The following is a 26,096-nucleotide window of genomic DNA, read 5'->3' as shown; positions in this document are numbered from 1 at the left end:
GACCCACCTCACTCGGCATGCCGTGGTCGTTGCGGCTGGCGGTCACGACGTCTCCAGCTCGCGGTCGATCAGGTCGAAGATGTTCTCGGCGGTGGCCGACTCGAGGTCGTCGTCGCCGCTGGCGTCGGACTGTCGCTCGTCCAGCCGGTCGAGCAGGCCGTGCAGCCGGTCGGTGATCCGGCGGAACGCGTCGTCGGCCGGGTCGAGGCCGGCGAGCGCCGCCTCCAGCCGGTCGAGTTCCCGGCCGGCCGCCGCCGACGGGTCGGCCCCGTCGGCGGGGCCGAACTGCCCGGCCAGGTGTGTGGCGAGCGCGGTCGGCGTCGGGTTGTCGAAGACCAGCGTGGCCGGCAGCCGCAGCCCGGTGGCCGCACCGAGCCGGTTGCGCAGCTCGACCGCGGTGAGCGAGTCGAAGCCGAGTTCCCGGAACGCGCGGGTGGGTTCGACGGCCGCCGGGTCGCCGTGGCCGAGGACGACGGCCACGTGCGACAGCACCAGGTCGCGCAGGGCGCGTACCCGCTTGTCGTCGCTCAGGCCGCGCAGCGTCTCGGCGAACGCCTGCCCGTCGGCGACCTCGCCGGCGGCGGCCCGACGGCCGGCGGGGCGGACCAGTCCGGACAGCAGCGGGTGCACCGGCGTGCCGGCCGCGGCCGTCCCGGTGCTGATCTTCGCGGGCACCAGTACCGCCCGTTCGGAGCGCCAGGCGGCGTCGAACAGGGCCAGCGCCTCGTCGGTGGAGAGGGCGGCCATGCCGCCCCGGTCGAGCCGGCGGATGTCGGCGGCGTCGAGGTGTCCGGTCATGCCGCTGGCCTGCGCCCACCGGCCCCACGCGAGGGAGACCGCCGGCAGGCCGAGGGCCCGACGCTGCTCGGCGAGGGCGTCGAGGAACGCGTTGCCGGCGGCGTAGTTGCCCTGCCCCGGGCCGCCGAACACGCCGGCGGCGGCGGAGAAGAGCACGAACGCGGTCAGCTCGTGGTCGAGTGTGGCCTGGTGCAGGTGCCAGGCCGCGTCGACCTTCGGCCGCAGCACCGCGTCGAGCCGGTCGGGGGTGAGCGACTCGACGGTGGCGTCGTCGAGGACGCCGGCGGCGTGCACGACGGCGCGCAGCGGGTGCCGGGCGTCCACCATGGACAGCACGTCGGCGACGGCGTCCGGGTCGGTCAGGTCGGCGGCGACGATCGACACCTCCGCGCCGAGCGCCTTGAGGTCGGCCAGCAGCGCGTCGGCGCCCTCGGCGTCCGGACCGCGCCGGCTGACCAGCAGCAGGTGCCGGGCATCGTGCGCGGTGACCAGGTGCCGGCAGAGCAGCGCGCCCAGGGTCCCGGTGGCGCCGGAGACCAGCACGGTGCCGTCGAGCCGGGGCGGTTGCGGGATGCTCAGGGCGAGCTTGCCGACGTGCCGGGCCTGGCTGAGGAAGCGGAACGCCTCCGGGGCCCGGCGCACGTCCCAGTCGCGGCGGGGCAGCGGGCGCAGCGCGCCCGCGGCGAAGAGCGCCATCAGCTCGGCGAGCATCCGGCCGATGGCGTCCTGGCCCGCCTCGATGAGGTCGAAGACCTGGTAGCTGACCCCGGGGTGGTCGGCGGCGACCCGCTCCGGGTCCCGCTTGTCGGTCTTGCCCATCTCGACGAACCGGCCGCCGGGGGCCAGCAGCCGCAGCGACGCGTCGACGAACTCCCCGCTGAGGGCGTTGAGCACCACGTCGACGCCGCGTCCGCCGGTGCGGTCGCGGAACTCGTCGACGAAGTCGAGGGTGCGGGAGGAGGCGACGTGCGCGTCGTCGAAGCCGGTGGCCCGCAACGCCGGCCACTTGCCGGGGCTGGCGGTGCCGTAGACCTCGGCGCCGAGGTGGCGGGCGATCTGCACGGCGGCCATGCCGACACCGCCGGCCGCCGCGTGCACCAGCACGGACTCCCCCGCCGTCAGCCGGGCCAGCTCGACCAGTCCGTACCAGGCGGTCAGGAACACCACGGGCACGGTGGCGGCCTCCGCGTACGACCAGCCGTCGGGGATCCGGGTGACCAGCCGGTGGTCGGTGACCGCGACCGTGGCGAAGGAGCCGGAGAACAGGCCCATCACCCGGTCGCCGGGTGCGACGCCGGTGACCCCGGGGCCCACCTCGAGCACCACACCGGCGCCCTCGTTGCCCAGCACCTCCTGGTCGGGGACCATGCCGAGGGTCAGCACCACGTCCCGGAAGTTGAGGCCGGAGGCGCGCATCGCGACCCGGACCTGACCTGCCGGCAGCGCCTCGGTGACCTCCGGGCAGGGCAGCACGGCCAGGTTCTCCAGGGTGCCCTTCTCGGTGACGTCCAGGCGCCACGGCACGGTGTCGCCGGGCAGCGGCAGCACCCCGGCGTCCCGGGCCCGGACCAGCCGGGGCGCGAGCGGAACGCCGTCGCGGACCGCGACCTGCGGCTCGCCGGCGGCGACGGCCGCCGGGAGGGCCGCGAGGGAGACGGCGGCGTCGTCGGTGTCGAGCAGCGTGAACCTGCCGGGATGCTCGGCCTGCGCCGACCGGACCAGCCCCCACAGGGCGGACCGGGCGAGGTCGCGGGGAGCTTCGCCGGGGGCCGCGCCGACCGCGCCGGTGGTGTGCAGGACCAGGCGGGCGCCCTCCAGCCGGGGCTCACCGAGCCAGTCCTGCACGAGCGTGAGGGCGTCCCGGGCGGCGTCGTGTGCGGCCTCGCCGGTCCGGGCCGCTGCGGCCTCGCCGGTCCGCGCCGGGTCCGAGCCGGTCCGCTGCGCGACGACCACGTCGGGTACGTCCCCGGTGTCCGCGATCGCGGCGACCAGCGTCGCCAGGTCGGCGTGGGTGCTCACGGGGTGTCCGGCGGCGGTCAGCGCGGCGGCGAGACCGAGGGTGTCGTCGCCGAGCACCGCCCAGCGGGCGGCCGGCGCCTCCGCGTCGGCCTGCTGCGGCAGCGGCGTCCAGTCCAGGTGGAACAGCGAGGTGCGGCGCAGGGCGGCGGCCTCGTCGGCCCGGCCGGCGGTGACCGGGCGGAAGGTCAGCGACTCGACGGTGGCGACCGGCTGACCGGCGGTGTCGGCGAGGGTGACCGCGACGGTGTCGGGGCCGAGCGGCCGCAGCCGTACCCGCAGCCGGGTGGCACCGTGGGCGTGCAGGCCGACGGAGCGGAACGCGAACGGCATCCAGCCCGTCCCGGTGGCGTCACCGTCGCCCAGCAGGGCGGTCAGCCCGCTGGCCTGAAGCGCCGCGTCGAAGAGCGCGGGGTGCAGCCCGAACCGGGACGCGTCGGCGGCCACCTCGTCGGGCAGGGCCACCTCGGCGTACACCTCGTCGGCGCCGCGCCACACCCGGCGCAGGCCCCGGAAGGCGGGGCCGTAGCCGAGGCCGCCGGCCGCCATCTCCGCATACCAGGCGTCCAGGTCGGCGTCGACCTCGACGGCGTCGGCGGGCGGCCACTCCCCCGGTACGACCAGCGGGGCGGGCAGTTGCGGCAGCAGCAGCCCTTCGGCGTGGCGGGTCCAGGTGTCGCCGTCTGCCTCGGGGCGGGAGTGCACGGTCACGGTCCGCTCGCCGGTGTCGCTGGGCGCGCCGACACGCACCTGCACCTGCACGGCCCCGCCCGGCGGCAGGACGAGCGGGCTGATCAGGGTGAGGTCGCCGACCTGGCCGGCGTCGACCTCGTCGCCGGCCCGGACCACCATGTCGACCAGGCCGGTGCCGGGGACGATCACCGCCCCACCGACCGCATGGTCGGCGAGCCACGGATGGGTACGCGCCGACAACCGCCCGGTGAGCACCACCGTCTGGTCGTCGGCGACCGCGATGGCGGCACTGAGCAGCGGGTGGCCGGCGTCCTGGAGGCCGGCGGAGCCGACGTCCCCGGCCCGGTGCGCGGGTGGCCGCAGCCAGTAGCTGCCCCGGTCGAAGGCGTAGGTGGGCAGGTCGACGGTCGGCGTGCGGGTCAGGACCGTGCTGAGGTCGACGGGCAGGCCGATGGTGTGCGCGGTGGCCAGGTTGGTCAGCAACCGGGTCGCGTCGTCGTCACCCCGACGCAGACTGCCCAACGTGTGCCCGCTGGTGTCGGTGTCATCCAGGATCGCCGTCACCGGCATGGTGAGCACCGGGTGCGGGCTGATCTCCACGAACGTGGTGTGCCCGGCGGCGATCGCGGTGCGGACGGCCGCGTCGAACTGCACGGTCTGACGCAGGTTGTCATACCAGTAATCGGCGCACATCGACGTCGGGTCCACCCAGTCACCCGTCAACGTCGACACCAGACGGGTATGGCCCGACTGCGGAGCCACGTCCGCCAGATCCGCACGCAACTGCTCGGCGACCTCCTGCACCGCCGCCGAGTGCGAGGCATAGTCCACGTGGGTGCATGCGACCAGATCCGCCACCGGCTGCGGCGGACCCGACACCACCACCGTCGACGGACCATTCACCGCCGCCACACCAACACCCTCGAACCCCGGCAGCCGCTCGACGACCGCGTCGGCGGGCAGGTCGATCGAGGCCATCGTGCCCGTACCCCGCAACACCGCCAACGCCCGCGACCGCAACGCCACCGTCTTCGCCGCGTCATCGAGGGAGAGGATCCCCGCCACACACGCCGCGCCGATCTCACCCTGCGAATGACCGATCACCGCCTGCGGCACCACACCAACGTGCTGCCACACCGCCGCCAGAGCGATACCGACAGCCCACAGGACGGGCTGCACGACCTCCACCCGCTCCAGCCACGACTCGTCCTCACCGGTGAGCACCGAGACGAGATCCACATCCAGGTAGGGAGCCAGGGCCCGCTGGCAGTCGGCCAGCTTCGCGTCGAACACCGGAGTCCGACCGACCAGACCGGCCGCCATCCCCGCCGACTGCGCCCCCTGACCCGGGAACACGAACACCGGACCCGCACCCTGCGCCGCAGCGACACCGGACACCACGCTGCCCGCCGGCGCGCCGGCCGCCACCGCGTCCAGACCGGACAACAACTCCTCGACCGTCGAACCGACCACCGCACAACGCTGGTCGAACGCCGACCGGGTGGTGGCCAGGGACCACGCCACCGCCGCCGGATCCAGACCGCCGCGCTCCCGCACATACACCGCCAGCCGAGCGGCCTGACCGGCAAGCGCACCCTTCGACCGCGCCGACACCGACCACACCGACACCGCCGCATCGACCAGCCCCGGGGCAGTCACGACGACCGGTTCGGCGGGCTCGTCGGCCTGCTCGATGATGACGTGGGCGTTGGTGCCGGACATGCCGAACGAGGAGACCGCCGCCCGGCGCGGCCGGTCCACCTGCGGCCACGGCCGCGCCTCGGTGGCCAGTTCCACCGCCCCGGCCGACCAGTCGATGTGGTGCGACGGCGCGTCGACGTGCAGGGTCGCCGGGACGAGACCGTGCCGCATCGCCTGCACCATCTTGATCACGCCGGCCACACCGGCCGCCGCCTGGGTGTGGCCGATGTTCGACTTGATCGAGCCGAGCAGCAGCGGCCGGTCGGCGGGCCGGTCCTGCCCGTACGTGGCCAGCAGCGCCTGCGCCTCGATCGGGTCGCCCAGCGTCGTACCGGTCCCGTGCGCCTCGACCACGTCCACGTCGGCGTTCGTCAGCCCGGCGGTGCCGAGGGCCTGCCGGATCACCCGCTGCTGCGACGGGCCGTTCGGCGCGGTCAGCCCGTTGGACGCGCCGTCGGAGTTCACCGCGCTGCCGCGCACGATCGCGAGGACCGGGTGTCCGTTGCGGCGGGCGTCGGAGAGGCGCTCGACGAGGAGCACCCCGACGCCCTCCCCCCAGCCGGTGCCGTCGGCGGCGGCGGCGAAGGGCTTGCAGCGGCCGTCGGCGGCGAGGGCGCGCTGGCGGGAGAACTCGGCGAACGTGCCGGGGGTGGCCATCACCGTGACGCCGCCGGCCAGGGCGAGGTCGCACTCGCCGCGCCGCAGCGCCTGCACCGCCAGGTGCAACGCCACCAGCGACGACGAACACGCCGTGTCCACCGACACCGCCGGCCCCTCCAACCCCAACGCGTACGCCACCCGACCCGACACGACACTCGCGGCGTTCCCGGTACCGGCGAATCCCTCCACCTCGTCGGCGGCGACCATCAACAGGGCCCCATAGTCCTGGCCGTTGGTGCCCACGAACACCCCTGTTCGCGAACCCCGCAACCCCGCAGGGTCAACCCCTGCCCGCTCCACCGCCTCCCACGAGGCCTCCAGCAGCAGCCGCTGCTGCGGGTCCATGGCGAGGGCCTCGCGCGGGGAGATGCCGAAGAACCCGGCGTCGAAGTCCGGGGCCTGGTGGAGGAATCCGCCCTGGTCGGCGTAGCTGGTGCCGGGGTTGTCGGGGTCGGGGTCGAAGAGGCGGTCGAGGTCCCAGCCACGGTTGGTGGGGAAGTCGCCTACGGCGTCGGTCCCGTCGGCGACGAGCCGCCACAGCTGCTCGGGGTCGTCGATGCCGCCCGGGTAGCGGCAGGACATGGCGACGATGGCGACGGGCTCGTCGCGGTCCATGGTGGACACGACGGTGGCCGGGGTGTCCCCGGTGGCGCCGCCGAACATCCCGGTGAGCAGGAAGCGGGCCAGCACGACCGGGTTGGGGTGGTCGAAGACGAGGGTGGTGGGCAGGGCCTGCCCGGTGGCGGCGACGAGCCGGTTGCGCAGTTCCACGGCGGTCAGGGAGTCGAAGCCGAGGTCCCGGAACGCGGTGCCGGCCGGGACGGCGGCGGCCCCACCGTCGTGGCCGAGCACGTCGGCGGCGAGCTCGCGGATCAGGTCGGTGACCTGCTCCTCCCGCCGGGCCGGGGTCAGCTCGGCCAGCCGGCGGCGCAGGGTCGCGGCGGGGCCCTCGTCACCGTCGTCGGCGGGTACGCCACCGTCGAGGGCGGCCTTCGCCTCGGGTACGCCCTCCAGCAGCGGCCGCCGCCGGGCGGAGGCGTACGCGGGGGCGAACCGGCTCCAGTCGACGTCGGCGACGGTGAGGGTGACGTCGTCGTGGTCGAGGGCCTGCCGCAGCGCGTCCATGGCCACGGTGGGGTCCATCGCGGGGACGCCCCGGCGGCGCAGCTGCCGGTCGGAGTCCGCGCCGTGCATCCCGCCGTCGGCCCAGGGGCCCCAGGCGATGGCGGTGCCGGCCCGCCCGTCGGCGCGGCGCTGCTGCACGAGCGCGTCGAGGTACGCGTTGCCGGCGGCGTACCCGACCTGGCCGGCGCTGCCCCAGGTGGCGGCGATGGACGAGTAGACGACGAAGGCGTCCAGCTCCCGGTCGGCGAGCAGGTCGTGCAGGTGGGCGGCGCCGGCCGTCTTGCCGGCGGTCACCTCGGCCAGTTCGGCGGGGGTGACCTCCATGAGGGGGGTGGTCTGGGCGACGCCCGCGGTGTGCACGACGATGCGGACCGGCGGACCGTCGGCCTCGACGCGCTCGAGCAGAGCGGCGAGCGCGGCCCGGTCGGCGATGTCGCAGGCGGCAACGGTGACCCGGGCACCGAGGCCGGTCAGCTCGGCCTCCAGCTCGGCCGCACCGGGGGCGTCGGGGCCGCGCCGGCTGACCAGCACGACGTGTGCGGCCCCGGCGGCGGCGAGCCAGCGGGCGGCGCGGGCGCCGAGACCGCCGGTGCCGCCGGTGACCAGGGCGGTCCCGGTGGGCGTGAAGCGGCGTACCGGGGGGCGGTCGCCGAGGCCGGCGCGGACCAGGCGGCGGACGAAGACGCCGGGCCCGCGTACCGCGAACTGGTCCTCGCCGCCCCCGCCGGTGAGGATCGCGGCGAGCCGGCCGGCGGCGCGGGCGTCGGGCTGGGTGGGCAGGTCGACGAGCCCGCCCCAGCGGTGCGGGGCCTCGACGCCCACCACCCGGCCGAGCCCCCAGTGCGCGCCCTGCGCGGGGTCGGCGAGCCGGTCGTAGGAGGCGGCGGCGACCGCGCCCCGGGTGACCAGCCACAGAGGCGCGGCGAGCCCGGCGTCTCCGGCGGCCTGGGCGAGGGCGAGGGTGGCGGTGAGGCCGGGCAGCGCGGCGGTGTCGGCGGTGGGTGGCTCCCAGGCGAGCAGGGAGACGATCCCGGCGGTGTCCGTCCCGGTGAGGATGGCGGCGAGGGCGGCCCGGTCGACGTCGGGGGCGACCGGCAGCGACGTCACGTCGGCGCCGGCGTCGGTGAGCGCGGCGTGCACGGCGCGGACGGCGGGGTCGTCGTCGAGGCCGGCGGGGACGGCCAGCAGCCAGGCGCCGGCGAGGCGGCCGGCAGCGGGTTCCGCGGTGACCTGCCACTCGGCCCGGTACCGCCAGCCGTCGAGCAGGGAATGCGCCTGCCGCTGCCGGCGCCAGTCGGCGAGGACGGGCAGCAGGGTACGCAGCGACTCTGCGGCGGTCTCGTCGTCGACGGCGAGGGTGTCGCGCAGCGCGTCGAGGTCGGCGCGTTCGACGGCCTCCCAGAACCGCCGGTCGAGCAGGCCCGAGCCGGCGGTGGTGCCGGCCGGGTCGGCGGGGGCCTCGGCGGGCACCCAGTAGTGCTGCCGCTCGAACGGGTAGGTGGGCAGGTCGACGAGGCGGCCGGGCCGGTCGGCGAAGAGGTCCGCCCAGCGGACCGGGGTGCCGGCGACGTGCAGGTGGGCGAGCGCGGCGAGCAGGACGCGGCGTTCCGGGCGGTCGCGGCGCAGCACGGGCACCACGACGGCGGGGGCGACGTCGGGCGCGGACCCGACGGTGGCGAGGGTCTCCTCGGTGGGGGCGGCGAGGACCGCGTCGGGGCCGACCTCGACGAAGGTGCCGACGCCGTGGGCGCGCAGGGTGCGGACGCCGTCGGCGTAGCGGACGGCCTCGCGGACGTGCCGCACCCAGTACTCGGGCGTGCACAGCTGCGCCGGGTCGGCCAGCTCACCGGTCAGGTTGGACACCACGGGCAGGGTGGGTGCGCGCAGGTCGAGGCCGGCGGCGACGGCGGCGAACTCAGTGAGCATCGGCTCCATCAGCGGACTGTGGAAGGCGTGGCTGACCCGCAGCCGGCGGACCTTGACCCCCCGCCCGGTCCAGAGTTCGGCCAGCTCGTCGATGGCGGCGGCGGCACCGGAGACGACGACGGAGCCGGGCCCGTTGACGGCGGCGACGGCGACCCGGTCGGTCAGCCCGGCCAGCGACGCGGCCACGTCGGCCTCGGTCGCGGCGACCGCGAGCATCGCCCCGCCGGCGGGCAGCGCCTGCATGAGCCGGCCCCGGGCGGCGACGAGCGCGCAGGCGTCGTCGAGGGTGAGCACGCCGGCCACGTGGGCGGCGGTGAGTTCGCCGATGGAGTGCCCGGCGACGAGGTCGGGCGTGATCCCCCAGGAGTCGAGGAGCCGGTGCAGGGCGACCTCGATGGCGAAGAGACCGGCCTGGGTGAACACGGTCTGGTCCAGCAGCGCCGCGTCGTCGGTGCCGGCCTCGGCGAAGAGCACCGTCCGCAGCGGCTTCGGCAGCCGGTGGTCGAGGTGGGCGCAGACCTCGTCGAGGGCCTGCGCGAAGACGGGATACGCGGCATACAGCTCGCGGCCCATGCCGGCGCGCTGCGCGCCCTGCCCGGAGTACAGGAACGCGACGGCGCCACGGTCGGCGGCGACGCCGGTGACCAGTCCGGGGGCGGGCCGGTCGTCGGCGAGGGCGGTCAGGGCGGCCAGCGCGCCGTCGCTGTCGTCGGCGAGGACGACGGCGCGGTGCTCCAGCGGCGACCGGGAGATCGCGGAGGTCCAGGCGACGTCGGCGGGACGCAGGCCGGGGTCGGCGGCGAGGTGGGCGGACCAACGCTCGGCCTGGCGGCGCAACGCGGCCCGGGTGCGGCCGGTGAGCAGCACCGGCACCGGCGCGGGCAGGTCCGGCCGGTCGGCCTCGGCGGGGACCGGCTCGGGCTGTTCGAGGATGAGGTGGGTGTTGGTGCCGCTCATCCCGAACGAGGAGACGGCGGCGCGGCGCGGCCGGTCCACGGCGGGCCACGGGGTGGGCTCGGTGACCAGGGTGACCGCGCCGGCGGTCCAGTCGACGTGCGGGGTGGGCGCGTCGACGTGCAGGGTGGCGGGCACGGTGCCGTGCCGCATCGCCATCACCATCTTGATGATCCCGGCGATACCGGCGGCGGCCTGGCTGTGGCCGATGTTGGACTTGATCGAGCCGAGCAGCAGCGGCGCGGCGTCGCCCCGGTCCTGCCCGTACGTGGCGAGCAGCGCCTGCGCCTCGATCGGGTCGCCGAGGGTGGTGCCGGTGCCGTGCGCCTCGACCACGTCGACCAGGTCGGGGGTGAGCTTCGCGCCGGCCAGCGCCTGCCGGATCACCCGCTGCTGGGCGGGGCCGTTGGGCGCGGTCAGCCCGTTGGAGGCGCCGTCCTGGTTGACGGCGGAGCTGCGGATGATCCCGAGGACGGGGTGGCCGTTGCGGCGGGCGTCGCTGAGCCGTTCGAGCAGCAGCATGCCGACGCCCTCGGACCAGCCGGTGCCGTCGGCGGCGGCGGCGAACGACTTGCACCGGCCGTCGGCGGCGAGGCCGCGTTGCCGGGAGAACTCGACGAACGGCCCGGGGGTGGCCAGCACGGTGGCCCCGCCGGCCAGGGCGAGGGAGCACTCGCGCTGGCGCAGCGCCTGGCAGGCGAGGTGCACGGCGACCGACGACGACGAGCAGGCGGTGTCCACGGTGACCGTGGGCCCTTCGAGGCCGAAGGTGTAGGCGAGCCGGCCGGAGACCACGCTGGCGGCGGTGCCGGTCAGGACGTAGCCCTCGACGCCGGGGGCCCGGTGCAGCACGGCGGCGTAGTCCTGCCCGGAGGTGCCGACGAAGACGCCGGAGCGGCTGCCGCGCAGCGACAGCGGGGCGATGCCGGCCCGTTCGAAGGCCTCCCAGGTGACCTCCAGCAGCAGCCGCTGCTGCGGGTCCATGGCCAGCGCCTCGCGCGGGGAGATGCCGAACAGGGCGGCGTCGAAGCGCCCGGCGTCGTAGAGGAACCCGCCGGCGGCGGTGTACGAGGTGCCGGGGTTGTCGGGGTCGGGGTGGTGCAGCCGGTCGAGGTCCCAGCCCCGGTCGGTGGGGAACTCGCCGACGGCGTCCCCGCCGGCCGACACGAACGACCACAGGTCCTCGGGTGAGGCGATGCCGCCCGGGTAGCGGCAGCTCATCGCGACGATGGCGACCGGCTCGGACTCCTCGGCGGTGACCTCACGCAGCCGTTGGCGGGTCTGGTGCAGCTCGGCGATGACCCGCGTCAGGTACTCGCGCAGCCTCTCTTCGTCCGCCATGGTTGATCTCGCTCCCTCGTTCTCCACCGGTACGTGACGCGCGTGACTCAGGAAAGCCCGAGGTCCCTGTCCACAAGATCGAAAAGCTCCTGGTTGCTGGCCACCCGCAGCCGGTCGGCCACCTCGGCTGTCTCCTCGGGCCGCTCGGTGCCGCCCCGTTCGGCGGCGCCGAGTCGTTCCAGCAGCCGGTGCAGCCGCATGGTGACCCGAACCCGGCCCAGGTCGTCCTGCTCGCGCCCGACGAGGGCGGCCTCCAGCTGGTCCAGCTCCTCGACGGTCGGCAGCGTCTGCCCCGACGCCTCGCTGACCAGTTCGGCGCGCAGGTGCTCGGCGAGAGCCTGCGGGGTCGGGTAGTCGAACACCACCGAGCTGGCCGGGTGCAGGCCGGTCGCCGCCGCCAGGCGGCCGCGCAGCTCCACGGCGGTCAGCGAGTCGAAGCCGAGGTCGCGGAACGGCCGGTCGGCCTCCAGCGCGTACGGGCTGTCGTGGCCGATGACCTCGGCGGCGGCGGTCCGGACCAGGTCGACCAGCAGCCGGTTCTGCTCGGCGGCGGTGAGGTCGGCCAGCCGCTTGCGCAGGCCGGTGCGGACCTCGTCGCCGCCGTCGGCGGCCGGGTCGGGGCCGGTGCGCAGCGCCGCCACCTCGGGCAGGTCGCTGATCAGCGGGCGCGGCCGGGCGGAGGCGAAGACCGGGGCGAAGCGGGCCCAGTCGACGTCGGCGACGGTGAGCACCGTGCCGTCGCCCTCCACGGCGGCGCGCAGCGCGGCCATCGCGGGTTCCCGCTCCAGCAGGGAGACGCCGCGCCGGCTCATCGCCACCGCGTGCTCGTCGCTGACCATGCCGCCGCCGGCCCACGGTCCCCAGTTGACGGAGACCACCCGGGCCCGGCCGGCGGGCCGGGACTGCGCCCACGCGTCGAGGAAGGCGTTGCCGGCGGCGTACGCGCCGTGGTCGCCGACGCCCCACGCGGCGGCGATGGAGGAGAAGTAGACGACCAGCTCCAGCTCGCCCGGGTCGAGGAACTCGTCGAGGTGGCGGGCTCCGGCGGTCTTGCCGGCGACCACGTCGGCGAGTTCGTCGGTGTCGACCACGCTGACCGGGTTGAGCCGGCCGACACCGGCGGCGTGCACGACCGCCTGCACGGTCTCGCCGTCGCGGCGCAGCCCGTCGACGAGGGCGGCGACGGCGTCCCGGTCGGCCAGGTCGCAGGCGACGACGCGGGCCTGCGCGCCGAGGTCGGCCAGTTCGGCCAGGGTGTCGGCGACGCCGGGGGCGTCCGCGCCGCGCCGGCTGACCAGGATGAGCCGCCGGGCGCCGTGCCGGGCGAACCAGGCGGCGGCGTACCGGCCGATGGCACCGGTGCCGCCGGTGACCAGCACGGTGCCGGGCGGCTGCCAGGCCGGGGCGTCGGGCAGTTCGGCGCGGGCGGCGCGGGCGAGTCGCCGCAGGTGCACCCCGAGCGGACGGACGGCGAGCTGGTCCTCGGCGTCGGCGTTGGTCAGCGCCCGCAGCAGGTGCTCCCCGGCGGCCGGGTCGACCTCGGCCGGCAGGTCGAGCAGACCACCCCAGTGGGCGGGGTGTTCGAGGGCGGTGACCAGGCCGAGACCCCAGGTGGTGGCCTGCGCGGGGTGGGCGACCGGGTCGCCGGGGCCGGTACTGACGGCCTGTCGGGTGAGCAGCCATAGCGGCCCGGCCGGGGCGGCGTCGGTGACGGCCTGGATCAGGGCGAGGTTGCCGGTGAGACCGGCCGGCACGGCCGGATGGTCGGGGTGCGGCCGCTCGTCGAGGGCGAGCAGCGAGACGATCCGGGTGCCGGGGTCCACGGCCAGCTGCCCGGCCAGGCCGGCCCGGGTGACCGTCGCCGGGTCGACGGCGAGGGTGCGGACGCTGCCGCCGTGCCCGCCGAGCAGCGCGGCGAGCCGGTCGCCGATGTCGGTGCCGGGGCCGTCGGTGCCGGTGGCGGGGACGACCAGCAGCCAGTCGCCGGTGGCGGGACCGGCCGTGAGCTGTCGCTGCGGCCAGGTGATCCGGTAGCGCCAGCCGTTGACCAGCGCGTCGGTCTGCCGCTGCCGGTGCCACTTCGCGAGAGTGGGCAGCTGGGCGCGGAGCGGCCGGTCCGGGTCGACGCCGAAGCGGGCGGCCAGCCCGTCGCCGTCCTCGTCGGCCACGGCCTGCCAGAACGCCTCGTCGGCGGTGCCGGCGACCGGGGCGGTCGGCTCGGCGGTGCGCACCACGTCGCCGTCGCCGACCGGCCAGAACCGCTGGTGCCGGAAGGCGTACGTGGGCAGGGCGACCGGCTCGGCGGCGGGCAGCAGCGCCGCCCAGTCGACCCGTACGCCGTGGCAGTGCAGCCGGGCCAGCGCGCCGAGCAGGGCCGCCGCCTCACCCCGGCCGGGCCGTTGCACCCCGGTGACCAGGGTCCGCCCGCCGTCGGGCAGCGCGTCGGCGGCCAGGGCGGTGAGCACGGTGTCGGGGCCCACCTCCAGCAGCGCGGACACGCCGAGGGAGTGCAGCTGGGTGACGGTGTCGGCGAACCGGACGGCCTCCCGGACGTGCCGCACCCAGTAGTCGGGGGTGCAGAGCAGCTCGGGTTCGGCGATCCGGCCGGTCACGTTCGACACCACCGGGACGGTCGGCGGCGCGTAGTCGAGGGTGGCGGCGACGGCGGCGAACTCGGCCAGCATCGGCTCCATCAGCGGGCTGTGGAACGCGTGGCTGACGTTGAGCCGCTTGGTGCGTACGCCGAGGGCGGTGAAGTGCTCGGCCAGGTCGGCGAGCGCGTCGGCGGCACCGGAGACCACGACGGCGGTGGGGCCGTTGACGGCGGCGACGGCGACCCGGTCGGCGTACGGGGTGAGGGTGTCGGCGACCTCGGCCTCGCCGGCGGCGACGGCGAGCATCCCGCCGCCGTCCGGCAGCGCCTGCATGAGCCGGCCCCGGTTGCCGACCAGCGTGCACGCGTCCGGCAGGGTGAGCACGCCGGCTACGTGGGCGGCGGTGAGCTCCCCGACGGAGTGCCCGGCGACCAGGTCGGGGACGATCCCCCAGCTCTCCAGGAGCCGGTGCAGCGCCACCTCGACGGCGAACAGTCCGGCCTGGGTGAAGACGGTCTGGTCCAGCAGCGCGGCCTCGGCGCTGCCCTCGGCGGCGAAGAGCACCTGCTTCAGCGGCCGGGGCAGGTGGGCGTCGAGGTGCTGGCAGGTCTCGTCGAGCGCCTCGGCGAAGGCGGGGAACGTCCGGTACAGCTCCCGGCCCATCCCGGCGTGCTGGGCGCCCTGACCGGAGAAGAGCACGGCGAGGGTGCCGGGTTCGGCGACGTCCCGGGTGAGGACGGGGTGGCTCTGCCCGGCGGCGAGCGCCCGCAGCCCGGCCACGTACGCCTCGCGGTCGGCGGCCAGCAGCACGGCCCGGTGCCGCAGCGGCGAGCGTGCGGTGGTCAGCGCCCGGGCGACGGCGACGTCGGTGTCGGGTGCGGCCGACGCCCAGTCGGCGAGCCGGGCGGCCTGGGCACGCAGCCCGTCCTCGTCGTTGCCGGAGACCACCCAGGGCAGCAGCGGCGGCGCCGCGACCGGGTCCGTCGCGGCCGGGTCCTGCGGCTCGTCGGCGTCGTCGGGGGCCTGTTCGAGGATGACGTGGGCGTTGGTGCCGCTGACTCCGAACGCGGACACCGCGGCTCGGCGCGGGCGGCCCGCCTCGGGCCACGGGGTCGGCTCGGCGAGCAGCGCCACGGCGCCCTCGGTCCAGTCGACGTGCGGGGTCGGCTCGTCGACGTGCAGGGTGGGCGGCAGCAGGTCGTGCTGCAGCGCCATCACCATCTTGATGACGCCGGACACTCCGGCGGCGGCCTGGGTGTGGCCGATGTTGGACTTGATCGAGCCGAGCAGCAGCGGCCGGTCGGCGGGGCGGTCCTGCCCGTACGTGGCGAGCAGGGCCTGCGCCTCGATCGGGTCGCCGAGCCGGGTGCCGGTGCCGTGCCCGTCGACGGCGTCGACGTCGGCGGGGGTGAGCTGGGCGTTGGCCAGCGCCTGCCGGATGACCCGCTGCTGGGCGGGCCCGTTGGGGGCGGTGAGGCCGTTGGACGCGCCGTCCTGATTGGTGGCCGAGCCGCGGACCACGGCGAGCACGCGCCGGCCGTCGCGTCGGGCGTCGGAGAGGCGTTGCAGGAGCACCAGGCCGGCGCCCTCGCCCCAGCCGGTGCCGTCGGCGGCCCCGGCGAACGACTTGCACCGGCCGTCGGAGGCGAGGCCGCGCTGGCGGGCGAACTCCAGGAACGGGCCGGGGGTGGCCATCACGGTCACCCCGCCGGCGACGGCCATGTCGCACTCGCCGGCCCGCAGCGACTGTACGGCCAGGTGCAGCGCGACCAGCGACGACGAGCACGCGGTGTCGACGGTGACCGCCGGACCCTGCAGGCCGAAGGTGTAGGACAGCCGGCCGGAGACCACCGCCGCCGCGTTGCCGGTCGCCTGGTAGCCCTCGGTCTCGGCCTTCGCGGCCATCAGCAGGGTGGCGTAGTCCTGGCCGTTGGTGCCGACGAAGACGCCGGTGCTGCTCTCCCGCATGTCGACGGGGGCGATGCCGGCCCGCTCGAACAGCTCCCACCCGGTCTCCAGCAGCAACCGCTGCTGCGGGTCCATCACCAGCGCCTCGCGCGGCGAGATGCCGAACAGGCCGGCGTCGAAGCCGCCGACGTCGGCGACGAAGCCGCCCTCACGCACGTACGAGGTGCCGGGGGTGTCGGGGTCGGGGTCGTAGATGGCGTCGAGGTCCCAGCCCCGGTCGGCCGGGAACCCGGCGATCGCGTCGCGTCCCTCGGCGACCAGCCGCCACAGGTCCTCCGGGCTGGCGACCCCGCCGGGGTAGCGGCAGCTCATCGCGACGACGGCGATGGGTTCGTCGAGGGCGGCTGCGGCCCGGGTGGGCGCGGCGGTCTGCTCGGCGACGCCGAGGATGCGGTCGGCCAGCCAGGCGGCGAGCAGCGCCGGGGTGGGCCGGTCGAAGACGAGGGTCGCGGGCAGCCGCAGCCCGACGGCCTCACCGATCCGGTTGCGCATCTCGACGGCGCTGAGCGAGTCGAAACCGATCTCCCGGAACGGGCGGTCGGCGCCGACGGCCTCGGCGGAGGCGTGTCCGAGCACCGCGGCGGCGTGCACCCGGACCAGTTCCAGCAGGGTGCGACGGCGTTCCGGCTCGGCGAGGCCGGCGAGCCGGCCGCGTAGCGGGGACGCCTCGGCGGGCTCGTCGTCGTCCCGGGTCCGGGCGGCGGCGACGATCCGGGCCACCTCGGGAATGTCCTCGATCAGCGGCCGGGGGCGGGTCAGCGCGAAGGTCTGGTGGAACCGGTCCCAGGCGATGTCGGCGACGGTGAGGGTGGCCTCGTCGTGGGCGAGGGCCTGGGCGAGCACGGAGACGGCCAGGTCGGGGCGCATCGGGCGGACGCCGGAGCGGAACATCTGGTCGGCGGCGCCGTCGGTCTCCAGCATCCCGCCGCCGTCCCACGCGCCCCAGGCCACGGCGGTGGCGGCGAGGCCACGGCGGCGGCGGTCCTCGGCGAGGGCGTCGAGGAAGGCGTTGCCGGCGGCGTAGCCGCCCTGGAGGCCGCCGCCCCAGACGCCCGCGCCGGAGGAGAAGAGCACGAACGCGGCGGCGTCGCCGAAGAGCGCGTCGAGGTTCGCCGCACCGGCGACCTTGGCGTGCAGGCCGTCGGCCAGCTCGGCGAGGTCGGTGTCGGCGAGCGGGCCGGCGTGGGCGACACCGGCGGCGTGGAACACCGCGTCGACCCGGACGCCGTCGGCGGCGAGACGGTCGGCGAGGGCCCGCAGCGAGGCCACGTCGGCCACGTCGCAGGCGGCCATGGTGACCCTCGCGCCGAGCCCGGTCAGCTCGGCCTCCAGCTCGGCGGCGCCGGCCGCGGCGGGACCCTGCCGGCTGGTCAGCACCAGGTGGGACGCGCCCTCGCGGGCCAGCCAGCGGGCCACGTGCGCGCCGAGCGAGCCGAGACCGCCGGTGACCAGGGCGGTGCCGGTGGGCCGCCAGCCGGTGCCGTCCGGGGCGCTGTCCACGGCGGCACGGACCAGCCGCCGGGCGAACAGGCCGGAGGGGCGTACGGCGACCTGGTCCTCGTGGCCGGCGCCGGTGAGTGCGGCGGCGAGCCGGCCGCGCGAGCGCCGGTCCAGGATGGGCGGCAGGTCGACCAGGCCACCCCAGCGGTCGGCGTGTTCCAGGGCGGCGACCCGGCCGAGCCCCCAGACCAGGGCCTGCCGGGGATGGTCGAGCGGGTCGGCGCGGCCGGTGGAGACGGCGCCACGGGTGGCACACCAGAGCGGGGCGGTGATCCCGACGTCGCCGAGGGCCTGCACCAGGGCGAGGGTGCCGGCGAGGCCGGCGGGGACGACGGGCCGGTCCGGGTGGTCGGCCTCGTCGAGGGCGAGCAGGGACAGCACGCCGGTGACGGCGTCGGGGTCGACGTCGGTGAGCTGCCCGGCCAGCGCCCGGCGGTCGAAGTCGGCGACGGTCACCGGGAGCACGTCGGCCCCCGCCTCACCGAGGGTCTGCACGACCTGCCCGACCAGCGGGTGACCGGCGTACGCGGCGGGCGCGACGAGCAGCCACGTCCCACCGGTCGAGGTGGTGGCGGCGGTCAGCGGCTTCCACCGCACCCGGTAGCGCCAGGCGTCCACGGTGGACTCGTCGCGTCGCCGCTGCCGCCAGGAGGAGAGCACCGGCAGCGCGTCGCCGAGCGTACGGGCCTCGGCCTCGTCGACGCGCATCGTGGCGGCGAGCGCCTCGGCGTCGGCGCGCTCGACGGCGTCCCAGAACTGCCGGTCGAGCGGGTCCTCGGCAGCCGTCGCCGGGCCGGTCCGTACGGGCGCCTCCGGCCAGTACCGCTGGCGGTGGAAGGCGTAGGTGGGCAGCGACACGGCCGGGCCGCTGCGTACCCCGCAGACGGCGTTCCAGTCGGCCTCGACGCCGTGCACGTGCAGCTCGGCCAGGGCGGTGAGCAGCCGGGGCCAGCCGCCGGCGCCTCGGCGCAGCGTGTTGACCACGGCCGCGTCGTGCTCGCCGACGTCGATCGTCTCCTGCATGCCGAAGCTGAGCACCGGGTGCGGGCCGACCTCCAGGAAGACCTGGTGACCGTCGTCGAGCAGGCTCCGTACGGCCCGTTCGAAGTTCACCGTCTCGCGCAGGTTGCGGTACCAGTAGCCGGCGTCGAGAGTGGCGGTGTCGGTCGGCTCGCCGGTCAGCGCGGAGTAGAAGGGCAGTTCGGCGGGGCGGGCGGTGATCCCGGCGAGGCTGTCGAGCAGCCGGTCGGCGACGGCCTCGACCTGCGGCGAGTGGGAGGCGTAGTCCACGTCGATCGGGCGGGTCCGCACGTCGTCGGCGGCGCAGACGGCGAGCAGTTCGGCGAGGGCGTCGTGGTCGCCGGCGACCACCACCGACCCGGGGCCGTTGATCACGGCGACGCAGAGCCGGCCCGGCCAGCGGGTCAGCAGCTCGCGGGCCCGCTCGGCGGGCAGGGCCACGGAGACCATGCCGCCGGCGCCGGCGATGTCGACGAGCACCTGGCTGCGCAGGGCGACGATCTTGGCGGCGTCCTCCAGGGAGAGCGCGCCGGCCACGCAGGCGGCGGCGATCTCGCCCTGCGAGTGCCCGACCACCGCGCCGGGGCGTACGCCGAGCGAGCGCCACAGCCGGGCCAGGGAGACCATCACCGCCCAGAGGGCGGGCTGGACCACGCCGGAGGCGACCAGCGGCGGGGCGCCCTCGGCGCCGCGCAGCACGTCGGTGAGGGACCAGTCGACCCAGGGCGCGAGGACGGCCTCGCACTCGGCGATGGACGCGGCGAACACCGGGGAGGTGTCCAGCAGTTCCACGGCCATGCCGGGCCACTGGGAGCCGTGACCGGAGAAGACGAAGACCGGGGCCGTGTTGCGCAGCGCCGTCCCGGTCACCACGGCGGGGACGGATTCGCCGTCGGCCAGCGCGGTGAGGCCCTGGGCCAGCTCGGCGTGGTCCTGGCCGAGCACGACGGCCCGGTGCGGGAACGACGCCCGGGTGGTGGCGAGGGCGTACGACACCTCGGCCGGCTCGATCTCGGGGTGCGCGGCGAGGTGGGTGCGCAACCGGACGGACTGCTCCCGCAGCGCGATCCGGTCGGTGGCGGAGAGCACCAGCGGCACGACCCCGGCGTCGGCGGCGGCACCGGGTCGGGATTCGGCGACGACGGCCGGCTCGGGCGCCTGCTCCAGGACGATGTGGGCGTTGGTGCCGGAGATGCCGAACGACGACACGGCCGCCCGGCGGGGCCGGTCCACCGCCGGCCACGGGGTCGGCTCGGTGGCCAGGGTGACCGCGCCGGCCGTCCAGTCGATGTGCGGGGACGGCTCGTCGACGTGCAGGGTGGGCGGCACCAGGCCGTGCCGCAGTGCCTGGACCATTTTGATGACTCCGGCGACACCGGCCGCGGCCTGGGTGTGCCCGAGGTTGGACTTGATGGAGCCGAGCAGCAGCGGACGGTCTGCCGGCCGGTCCTGCCCGTACGTCGCCAGCAGCGCCTGCGCCTCGATCGGGTCACCCAGCGTCGTCCCGGTACCGTGCGCCTCGACCGCGTCCACGTCGGCGGTGGAAAGCCGGGCGTTGGCCAGGGCCTGCCGGATCACCCGCTGCTGGGAGGGGCCGTTCGGAGCGGTGAGTCCGTTGGACGCGCCGTCCTGGTTGACCGCCGTGCCACGCACCACGGCCAGGATCCGCCGGCCGTCGCGCCGGGCGTCCGACAGCCGCTGCACGAGCAGCATGCCGACGCCTTCACCCCAGCCGGTGCCGTCGGCGGCAGCCGCGAACGACTTGCACCGCCCGTCGCGGGACAGACCCCGCTGCCGGGAGAACTCGATGAAGGTGCCGGGGGTGGCCATCACCGTCACACCGCCGGCGAGGGCGAGGTCACACTCGCCTGAGCGCAGCGCCTGCGCGGCCAGGTGCAGCGCCACCAGCGACGACGAACACGCCGTGTCCACCGTCACCGCCGGGCCCTCGAGACCGAAGGTGTACGCCACCCGCCCGGACAGCACGCTGCCCGAGGTGCCGGTGCCGATGTAGCCCTCCACCTCGGCCGGCATGTCCATCAACCGGGAGGCGTAGTCGTGGTACATGACACCGGCGAAGACACCGGTACGGCTGCCGCGCAGCCGCTGCGGGTCGAGACCGGCGGACTCGAACGTCTCCCACGAGGTCTCCAGCAGCAGCCGCTGCTGCGGATCCATCGCGAGGGCCTCACGCGGACTGATCCCGAAGAAGCCGGGGTCGAACTCGGCCGCGCCGTACAGGAAACCACCGTGCCGGGCGTACGAGGTGCCGCTGGTGGCGGGGTCCGGGTCGAAGAGGGTGTCCAGGTCCCAACCCCGGTCGGCGGGGAACTCGCTGATGCCGTCCCCGCCGGTGGCCAGCAGTTCCCAGAGCTGGTCGGGGTTGTCCGCCCCACCAGGGAACCGGCAGGCCATGCCGACGATGGCGATCGGCTCGTCGAGGCCGGTGGTGGTCGCCGTGTCGGTGGGGGTGACCGTGGCGGAACGCACACCGGTCAGCTCGGCGTACACCTGGCCGGCGAGGATCTGCGGGGTCGGGTAGTCGAAGACCAGCGTGGAGGCCAGCCGCAGCCCGGTCGCCGCGTTGATCCGGTTACGCAGGTCCACCGCGGTCAACGAGTCGAAACCCAACTCCCGGAACGCCCGATCGGCGGGCACCGCGTCGGCGCCGCCGTGCCCGAGGACCTGTGCGACGAGACCACGGACCAGGGCGTCGACCTGGTCGCGGGCGTCCTGCGGGTCCAGCCCGGCGAGCCGGTCGGCCCAGTTGCCGGTGCCGGCCTGACGGCGGGTGGAGATCGGTCCGAGCAGCACCCGCAGCATCGACGGCACCCGGCCGGCGACCACCTGCGCCCGCATGGTCGGCACGTCGATCGCGGCCGGCACCGGGGTCGGCCGCCCGGTGGCGAGGGCGGCGTCGAAGAGTGCCAGGCCGGTGGCGACGCTCATCGGGGTGATGCCGGCCCGGGTGGACCGGGCCCGGTCGGTGTCGCTGACCGTCGCGGCCATGCCGGCGGTGTCCCACATCCCCCAGGCCAGGCTGACCGCCGGGAGACCGGCCTGCCTGCGGTGCACGGCGAGCGCGTCGAGGAACGTGTTCGCGGCCGCATACGCGGCCTGCCCGGGCGAGCCGAGCACACCGGCGACCGACGAGAAGACCACGAACAGGTCGAGGTCGCGGTCCCGGGTGGCCTCGTGCAGCAACCAGGCGGCGGTCGCCTTCGGGGCCAGCACCCCGGCCAGCCGTTCCGCGCTGATGGCCGTGACCACCCCGTCGTCGAGCACGCCGGCGGTGTGCACGACGCCGGCCAGCCGGCCGGGCACGTTCGCGACCAGCGCGGCGACCCGGTCCGGGTCGGTGACGTCGGCGGCGGCGATCTCCACCCGGGCGCCCAGGCCGGTCAGCCGCCCGGTCAGCTCGGTCGCGCCAGGAGCGTCGGGTCCCTGCCGGGACACCAGCAACAGCGACCGCGCCCCGTGAGCGGTGACCAGATGCTCGGCCACCAGCGCGCCGAGCGCGCCGGTGCCGCCGGTGACCAGGACGGTGCCGTCGTCGAGGACCGGCGGACGCACGCCGTCCGCCGGGGCCGGGACACGGACCAGGCGCGGGGTGAGCACCTCGCCCTCGCGCAACGCCACCTGCCCGCCGGTCCCGGCAGAATCGTCGGCGACGCCGGCCAGCACGGCGAGGGCGGCGGCGTCGGGATCCCGGTCGAGGTCGGCCAGGACGAGGCGGTCCGGATGTTCGGACTGCGCGGAACGCAGCAGCCCCCACACGGCGGCGCCGGCCAGGTCGGTGAGCGGGTCGGTGTCACGGGCCGGCACCGCGCCCCGGGTGAGCACCACCAGGCGGGAGTCGGCCAGCGCGTCGGCGGCCAGCCACGCCTGGACCACACCGAGCACGTCGGCGGTGACGGCGGGCACGGCCTCGGGCAGGTCCGCCTCGGCCGGGCCGGCCACCGGCAGCACCAGGGTGCGTGGCGGGTCCTCCCCCGCGTCGACGGCGGCGAGCACGGCCGCGATGTCCGGGTAGGCGGTCAGCTCGGCCGGGTTCGGCCGGTCCGGCCCGGCGAGCAGCGCCCAACCGGTCAGGTCCTCGACGGACCCGACGTCCTCCGGCTGCCAGCTGACCTCGAACAGCGAACGGGTCGCGACACCGGCGGCGGTCAGGCCGGTCAGCTCCCGCAGCGCGAGGGAGTCCACCGACACCACCGGCGCACCCGCCGGGTCGGTGGCGACCAGCCGCACCGTCGCACCGTCGCGGGTCAGCCGCACCCGCAGCGCCGCCGCCCCACCGGCGTGCACCTGCACTCCGGAGAACGCGAACGGCACCCGGGGGCCGCCGTCCTCGCCGGCCAGCAGCAGCCCGACCGGGTGCAGCGCGGCGTCCAGCAGCGCGGGGTGCACCCCGAACGTGCCGGCCTGCCCGGCCGCCTCCTCGTCCAGGGCGACCTCGGCGTACACCTCGCCGTCGCCGGTCCACAACCGGCGCAGGCCCCGGAACGCCGGACCGTACCCGAGGCCGCGCCCGGCGAGGGCGTCGTACCACTCGGCGAGGTCCACCTCGGTGGCCGCGACGGGCGGCCACGCGCCGAGACCGGGTTCGTCGCCGTCGGCGGACTCCAGCACGCCCTCGGCGTGCCGGACCCAGCCGGCGTCGGGGTCGTCCTCCGACTGGGCGTGCACGGTCACCGCGCGCAGTCCCGCGTCGTCGGCCGCGCCCACGCGCACCTGCACCCGGACGCCGCCGGTCTCGGGCAGGGTCAGCGGCGCGACGACGGTCAGCTCCCGTACCCGGGACGCGCCGACCTCGTCGCCGGCCCGGACGACCAGCTCGACCAACGCGGTGCCGGGCAGCACCACCACGCCGGCGACCGCGTGGTCGGCGAGCCACGGGTGGGTGGCCAGGGACAGCCGTCCGGTGAGCAGCACCATGTCCTCGCCGGCCACGGAGACCGCCGCGCCGAGCAGCGGGTGCCCGGCCGCGCCGAGCCCGGCACCGGAGACGTCGGCGATCCGGCCCACCGGCTCCAGCCAGTACCGCTCGTGCTGGAACGCGTACGTGGGCAGGTCCACCCGGCGGGCGCCGACGCCGTCGAGCAGGGCGTCCCAGTCGACGGGCAGGCCATCGGCGTGCAGCCGGGCCAGCGCCTCCAGCAGGGCCCGGGACTCGGGCCGGTCCTTGCGTGACAGCGGCACCAGCACGGTGGACGGGTCGGCGAGGCAGCTCTGGGCCATGGCGGTGAGCACGCCGTTGGGGCCCAGCTCGACGTACGTGCCGACGCCGGCCTCGGCGAGCCGGTCGACGGCGTCGGCGAAGCGGACGGCCTCCCGTACGTGCCGCACCCAGTAGTCGGGGGTGCACAGCTGCTCCGGCTCGGCGATCCGGCCGGTCAGGTTCGACACGATCGGCACGGTGGGCGGCCGGAAGTCGAGCCCGGAGGCGACGGCGGCGAACTCGGCGAGCATCGGGTCCATCAGCGCGCTGTGGAAGGCGTGGCTGACCCGCAGCCGGTGGGTGGGGGTGCCCCGGTCCCGCCAGATACGTCCCACCTCGTCGACCGCTGCGGCGTCGCCGGAGACGACCACGGCGCTCGGGCCGTTGACGGCGGCGATGCCGATCCGGCCGGGGACGCCGGCCAGCGACTCGACCACGGACGCCTCGTCGGCGGCGACGGCGAGCATCGCGCCACCGGACGGCAGCGCCTGCATGAGCCGTCCCCGCGCGGCGACCAGCGTGGCCGCGTCGGCGAGGGAGAGCACCCCGGCGACGTGCGCGGCGGCCAGCTCACCGATGGAGTGCCCGACCAGGAAGTCGGGACGCAGGCCGAACGATCCGGCGAGGCGGAACAGGGCGACCTCGACGGCGAAGAGGCCGGCCTGGGTGAAGACGGTCTGGTGCAGCAGCTCGGCCTCGTCGGTGCCGGCCTCGGCGTGCATCACCTCGCGCAACGGCCGTGGCAGGTGCGCATCGAGCGCGGCGCAGACCTCGTCGAGTGCGGCGGCGAAGACGGGGTACGCCTCGGCGAGTTCGCGGCCCATGCCGGCGCGCTGGGCGCCCTGACCGGAGAAGAGGAACGCGACCCGGCCCCGGGGCGTGGCGACGCCGGTGACCACGGAGGCGGCCGGCTCACCGTCGGCCAGGGACCGCAGCCCGGCGAGCAGGTCGGCGCGGTCGGCGGCGAGCACCACGGCACGCCGGTCCAGCCCGGCCCGGCTGCGCGAGGACGCGGCGACGTCGACCGGACGGGCGGATTCGCGGGTGGCGAGGTGCTCGGCCCAGCGGCCGGCCTGCGCGGCGAGGGACTCCGCGCTGCGGGCCGAGAGCAGGACGGGGACCAGCGGCGGCACGGCGGCGGGCGCCGACGGCTCGGGTTCCTCGACGGCGGGGGCCTGTTCGAGGATGACGTGGGCGTTGGTGCCGGAGATGCCGAACGACGACACGGCGGCCCGGCGGGCCCGGTCGGCCGCCGGCCAGGGCCGGGCCTCGGTGAGCAGTTCGACCGCCCCGGCGGTCCAGTCGATGTGCGGCGACGGGGCGTCGACGTGCAGGGTGGCCGGCAGCACGCCGTGCCGGATCGCCATGACCATCTTGATGATGCCGGCGATGCCGGCGGCGGCCTGGGTGTGGCCGAGGTTGGACTTGACCGAGCCGAGCCACAGCGGCTGCGTGCCGTCGCGGTCCTGGCCGTACGTGGCGAGCAGGGCCTGCGCCTCGATCGGGTCGCCGAGGGTGGTGCCGGTGCCGTGCGCCTCGACGGCGTCCACGTCGGCGGGAGCGAGCCGGGCGTTGGCCAGCGCCTGCCGGATCACCCGTTCCTGGCTGGGACCGTTGGGGGTGGTCAGGCCGCTGCTCGCGCCGTCCTGGTTGACGGCGCTGCCCCGGATCACCGCGTAGATGCGCCGGCCGTCGCGCTGGGCGTCGGAGAGTCGTTGCAGCAGCAGCACGCCGACGCCCTCGGCCCAGCCGGTGCCGTCGGCCGCCGCGGCGAACGACTTGCACCGCCCGTCGGGGGCGAGTCCGCGCTGCCGGGAGAACTCGGCGAAGACGCCGGGGGTGGACAGCACGGTGACGCCGCCGGCCAGGGCGAAGTCGCAGTCGCGCTGGCGCAGGGCCTGCACCGCCAGGTGCACTGCGACCAGGGAGGACGAACAGGCGGTGTCGACGGTGACCGCCGGCCCTTCGAGCCCGTACGTGTAGGCGACCCGGCCGGAGACGAGGCTGCCGGAGTTGCCGGTGCCGAGGTACCCCTCGACGCCCTCGGGCAGGTCCAGCACCCGGGAGGCGTAGTCGTGGTACATCACCCCGGCGAACACGCCGGTGCGGCTGCCGCGCAGCCGTTGCGGGTCCAGGTCGGCGGACTCGAACGCCTCCCAGGCGCTCTCCAGCAGCAGCCGCTGCTGCGGGTCCATCGCCAGCGCCTCGCGCGGGCTGATGCCGAAAAAGCCGGGGTCGAACCCGGTGGCGTCGTAGAGGAAGCCACCCTGGTCGGTGTACGAGGTGCCCGGGTTGTCGGGGTCGACGTGGAACAGCCGTTCCAGGTCCCAGCCCCGGTCGGTCGGGAAGTCGCCCCGCCCTTCGCGGCCCGCGGCGACGAGGTCCCACAGGTCGTCGGGGCCGCGTACCCCGCCGGGGAACCGGCAGGCCATGCCGACGACGGCCATCGGCTCGCGGTCCTTCGCCTCCACCTCGCGCACCCGCCGCCGTGCCTCGCGCAGGTCGGCCGTGGCGCGCCGGAGGTAGTCGAGGAACTCTTCCTCAGTGGGCATCGGGCCACTCCGTATCGGGATCAGAGGTCC

The 26,096-nt window shown here is 76.1% G+C and carries 2 protein-coding genes; both read right to left on the bottom strand.

Annotation, left to right across the window (positions count from 1 at the left end):
- Window positions 1–42: 42 nt before the first annotated feature.
- A complete protein-coding gene (locus tag GA0070560_RS17095) occupies window positions 43–11,241 on the bottom strand; it encodes a type I polyketide synthase (RefSeq protein WP_425412662.1) in 11,199 nt (3,732 codons plus the stop codon).
- Window positions 11,242–11,261: 20 nt separating this feature from the next.
- Complete coding sequence (locus tag GA0070560_RS17090) at window positions 11,262–26,066, bottom strand: type I polyketide synthase (RefSeq protein ID WP_091298279.1); 14,805 nt, start codon at window positions 26,064–26,066, stop codon at window positions 11,262–11,264.
- Between the last annotated feature and the right edge of the window lie 30 nt (window positions 26,067–26,096).

Origin of the sequence: Micromonospora halophytica (genome assembly GCF_900090245.1) — a bacterium.
Taxonomy (GTDB): Bacteria; Actinomycetota; Actinomycetes; order Mycobacteriales; family Micromonosporaceae; genus Micromonospora; species Micromonospora halophytica.
Note: the sequence above shows the minus strand (reverse complement) of the source record. Positions and strands in the feature narration are given on the sequence as shown.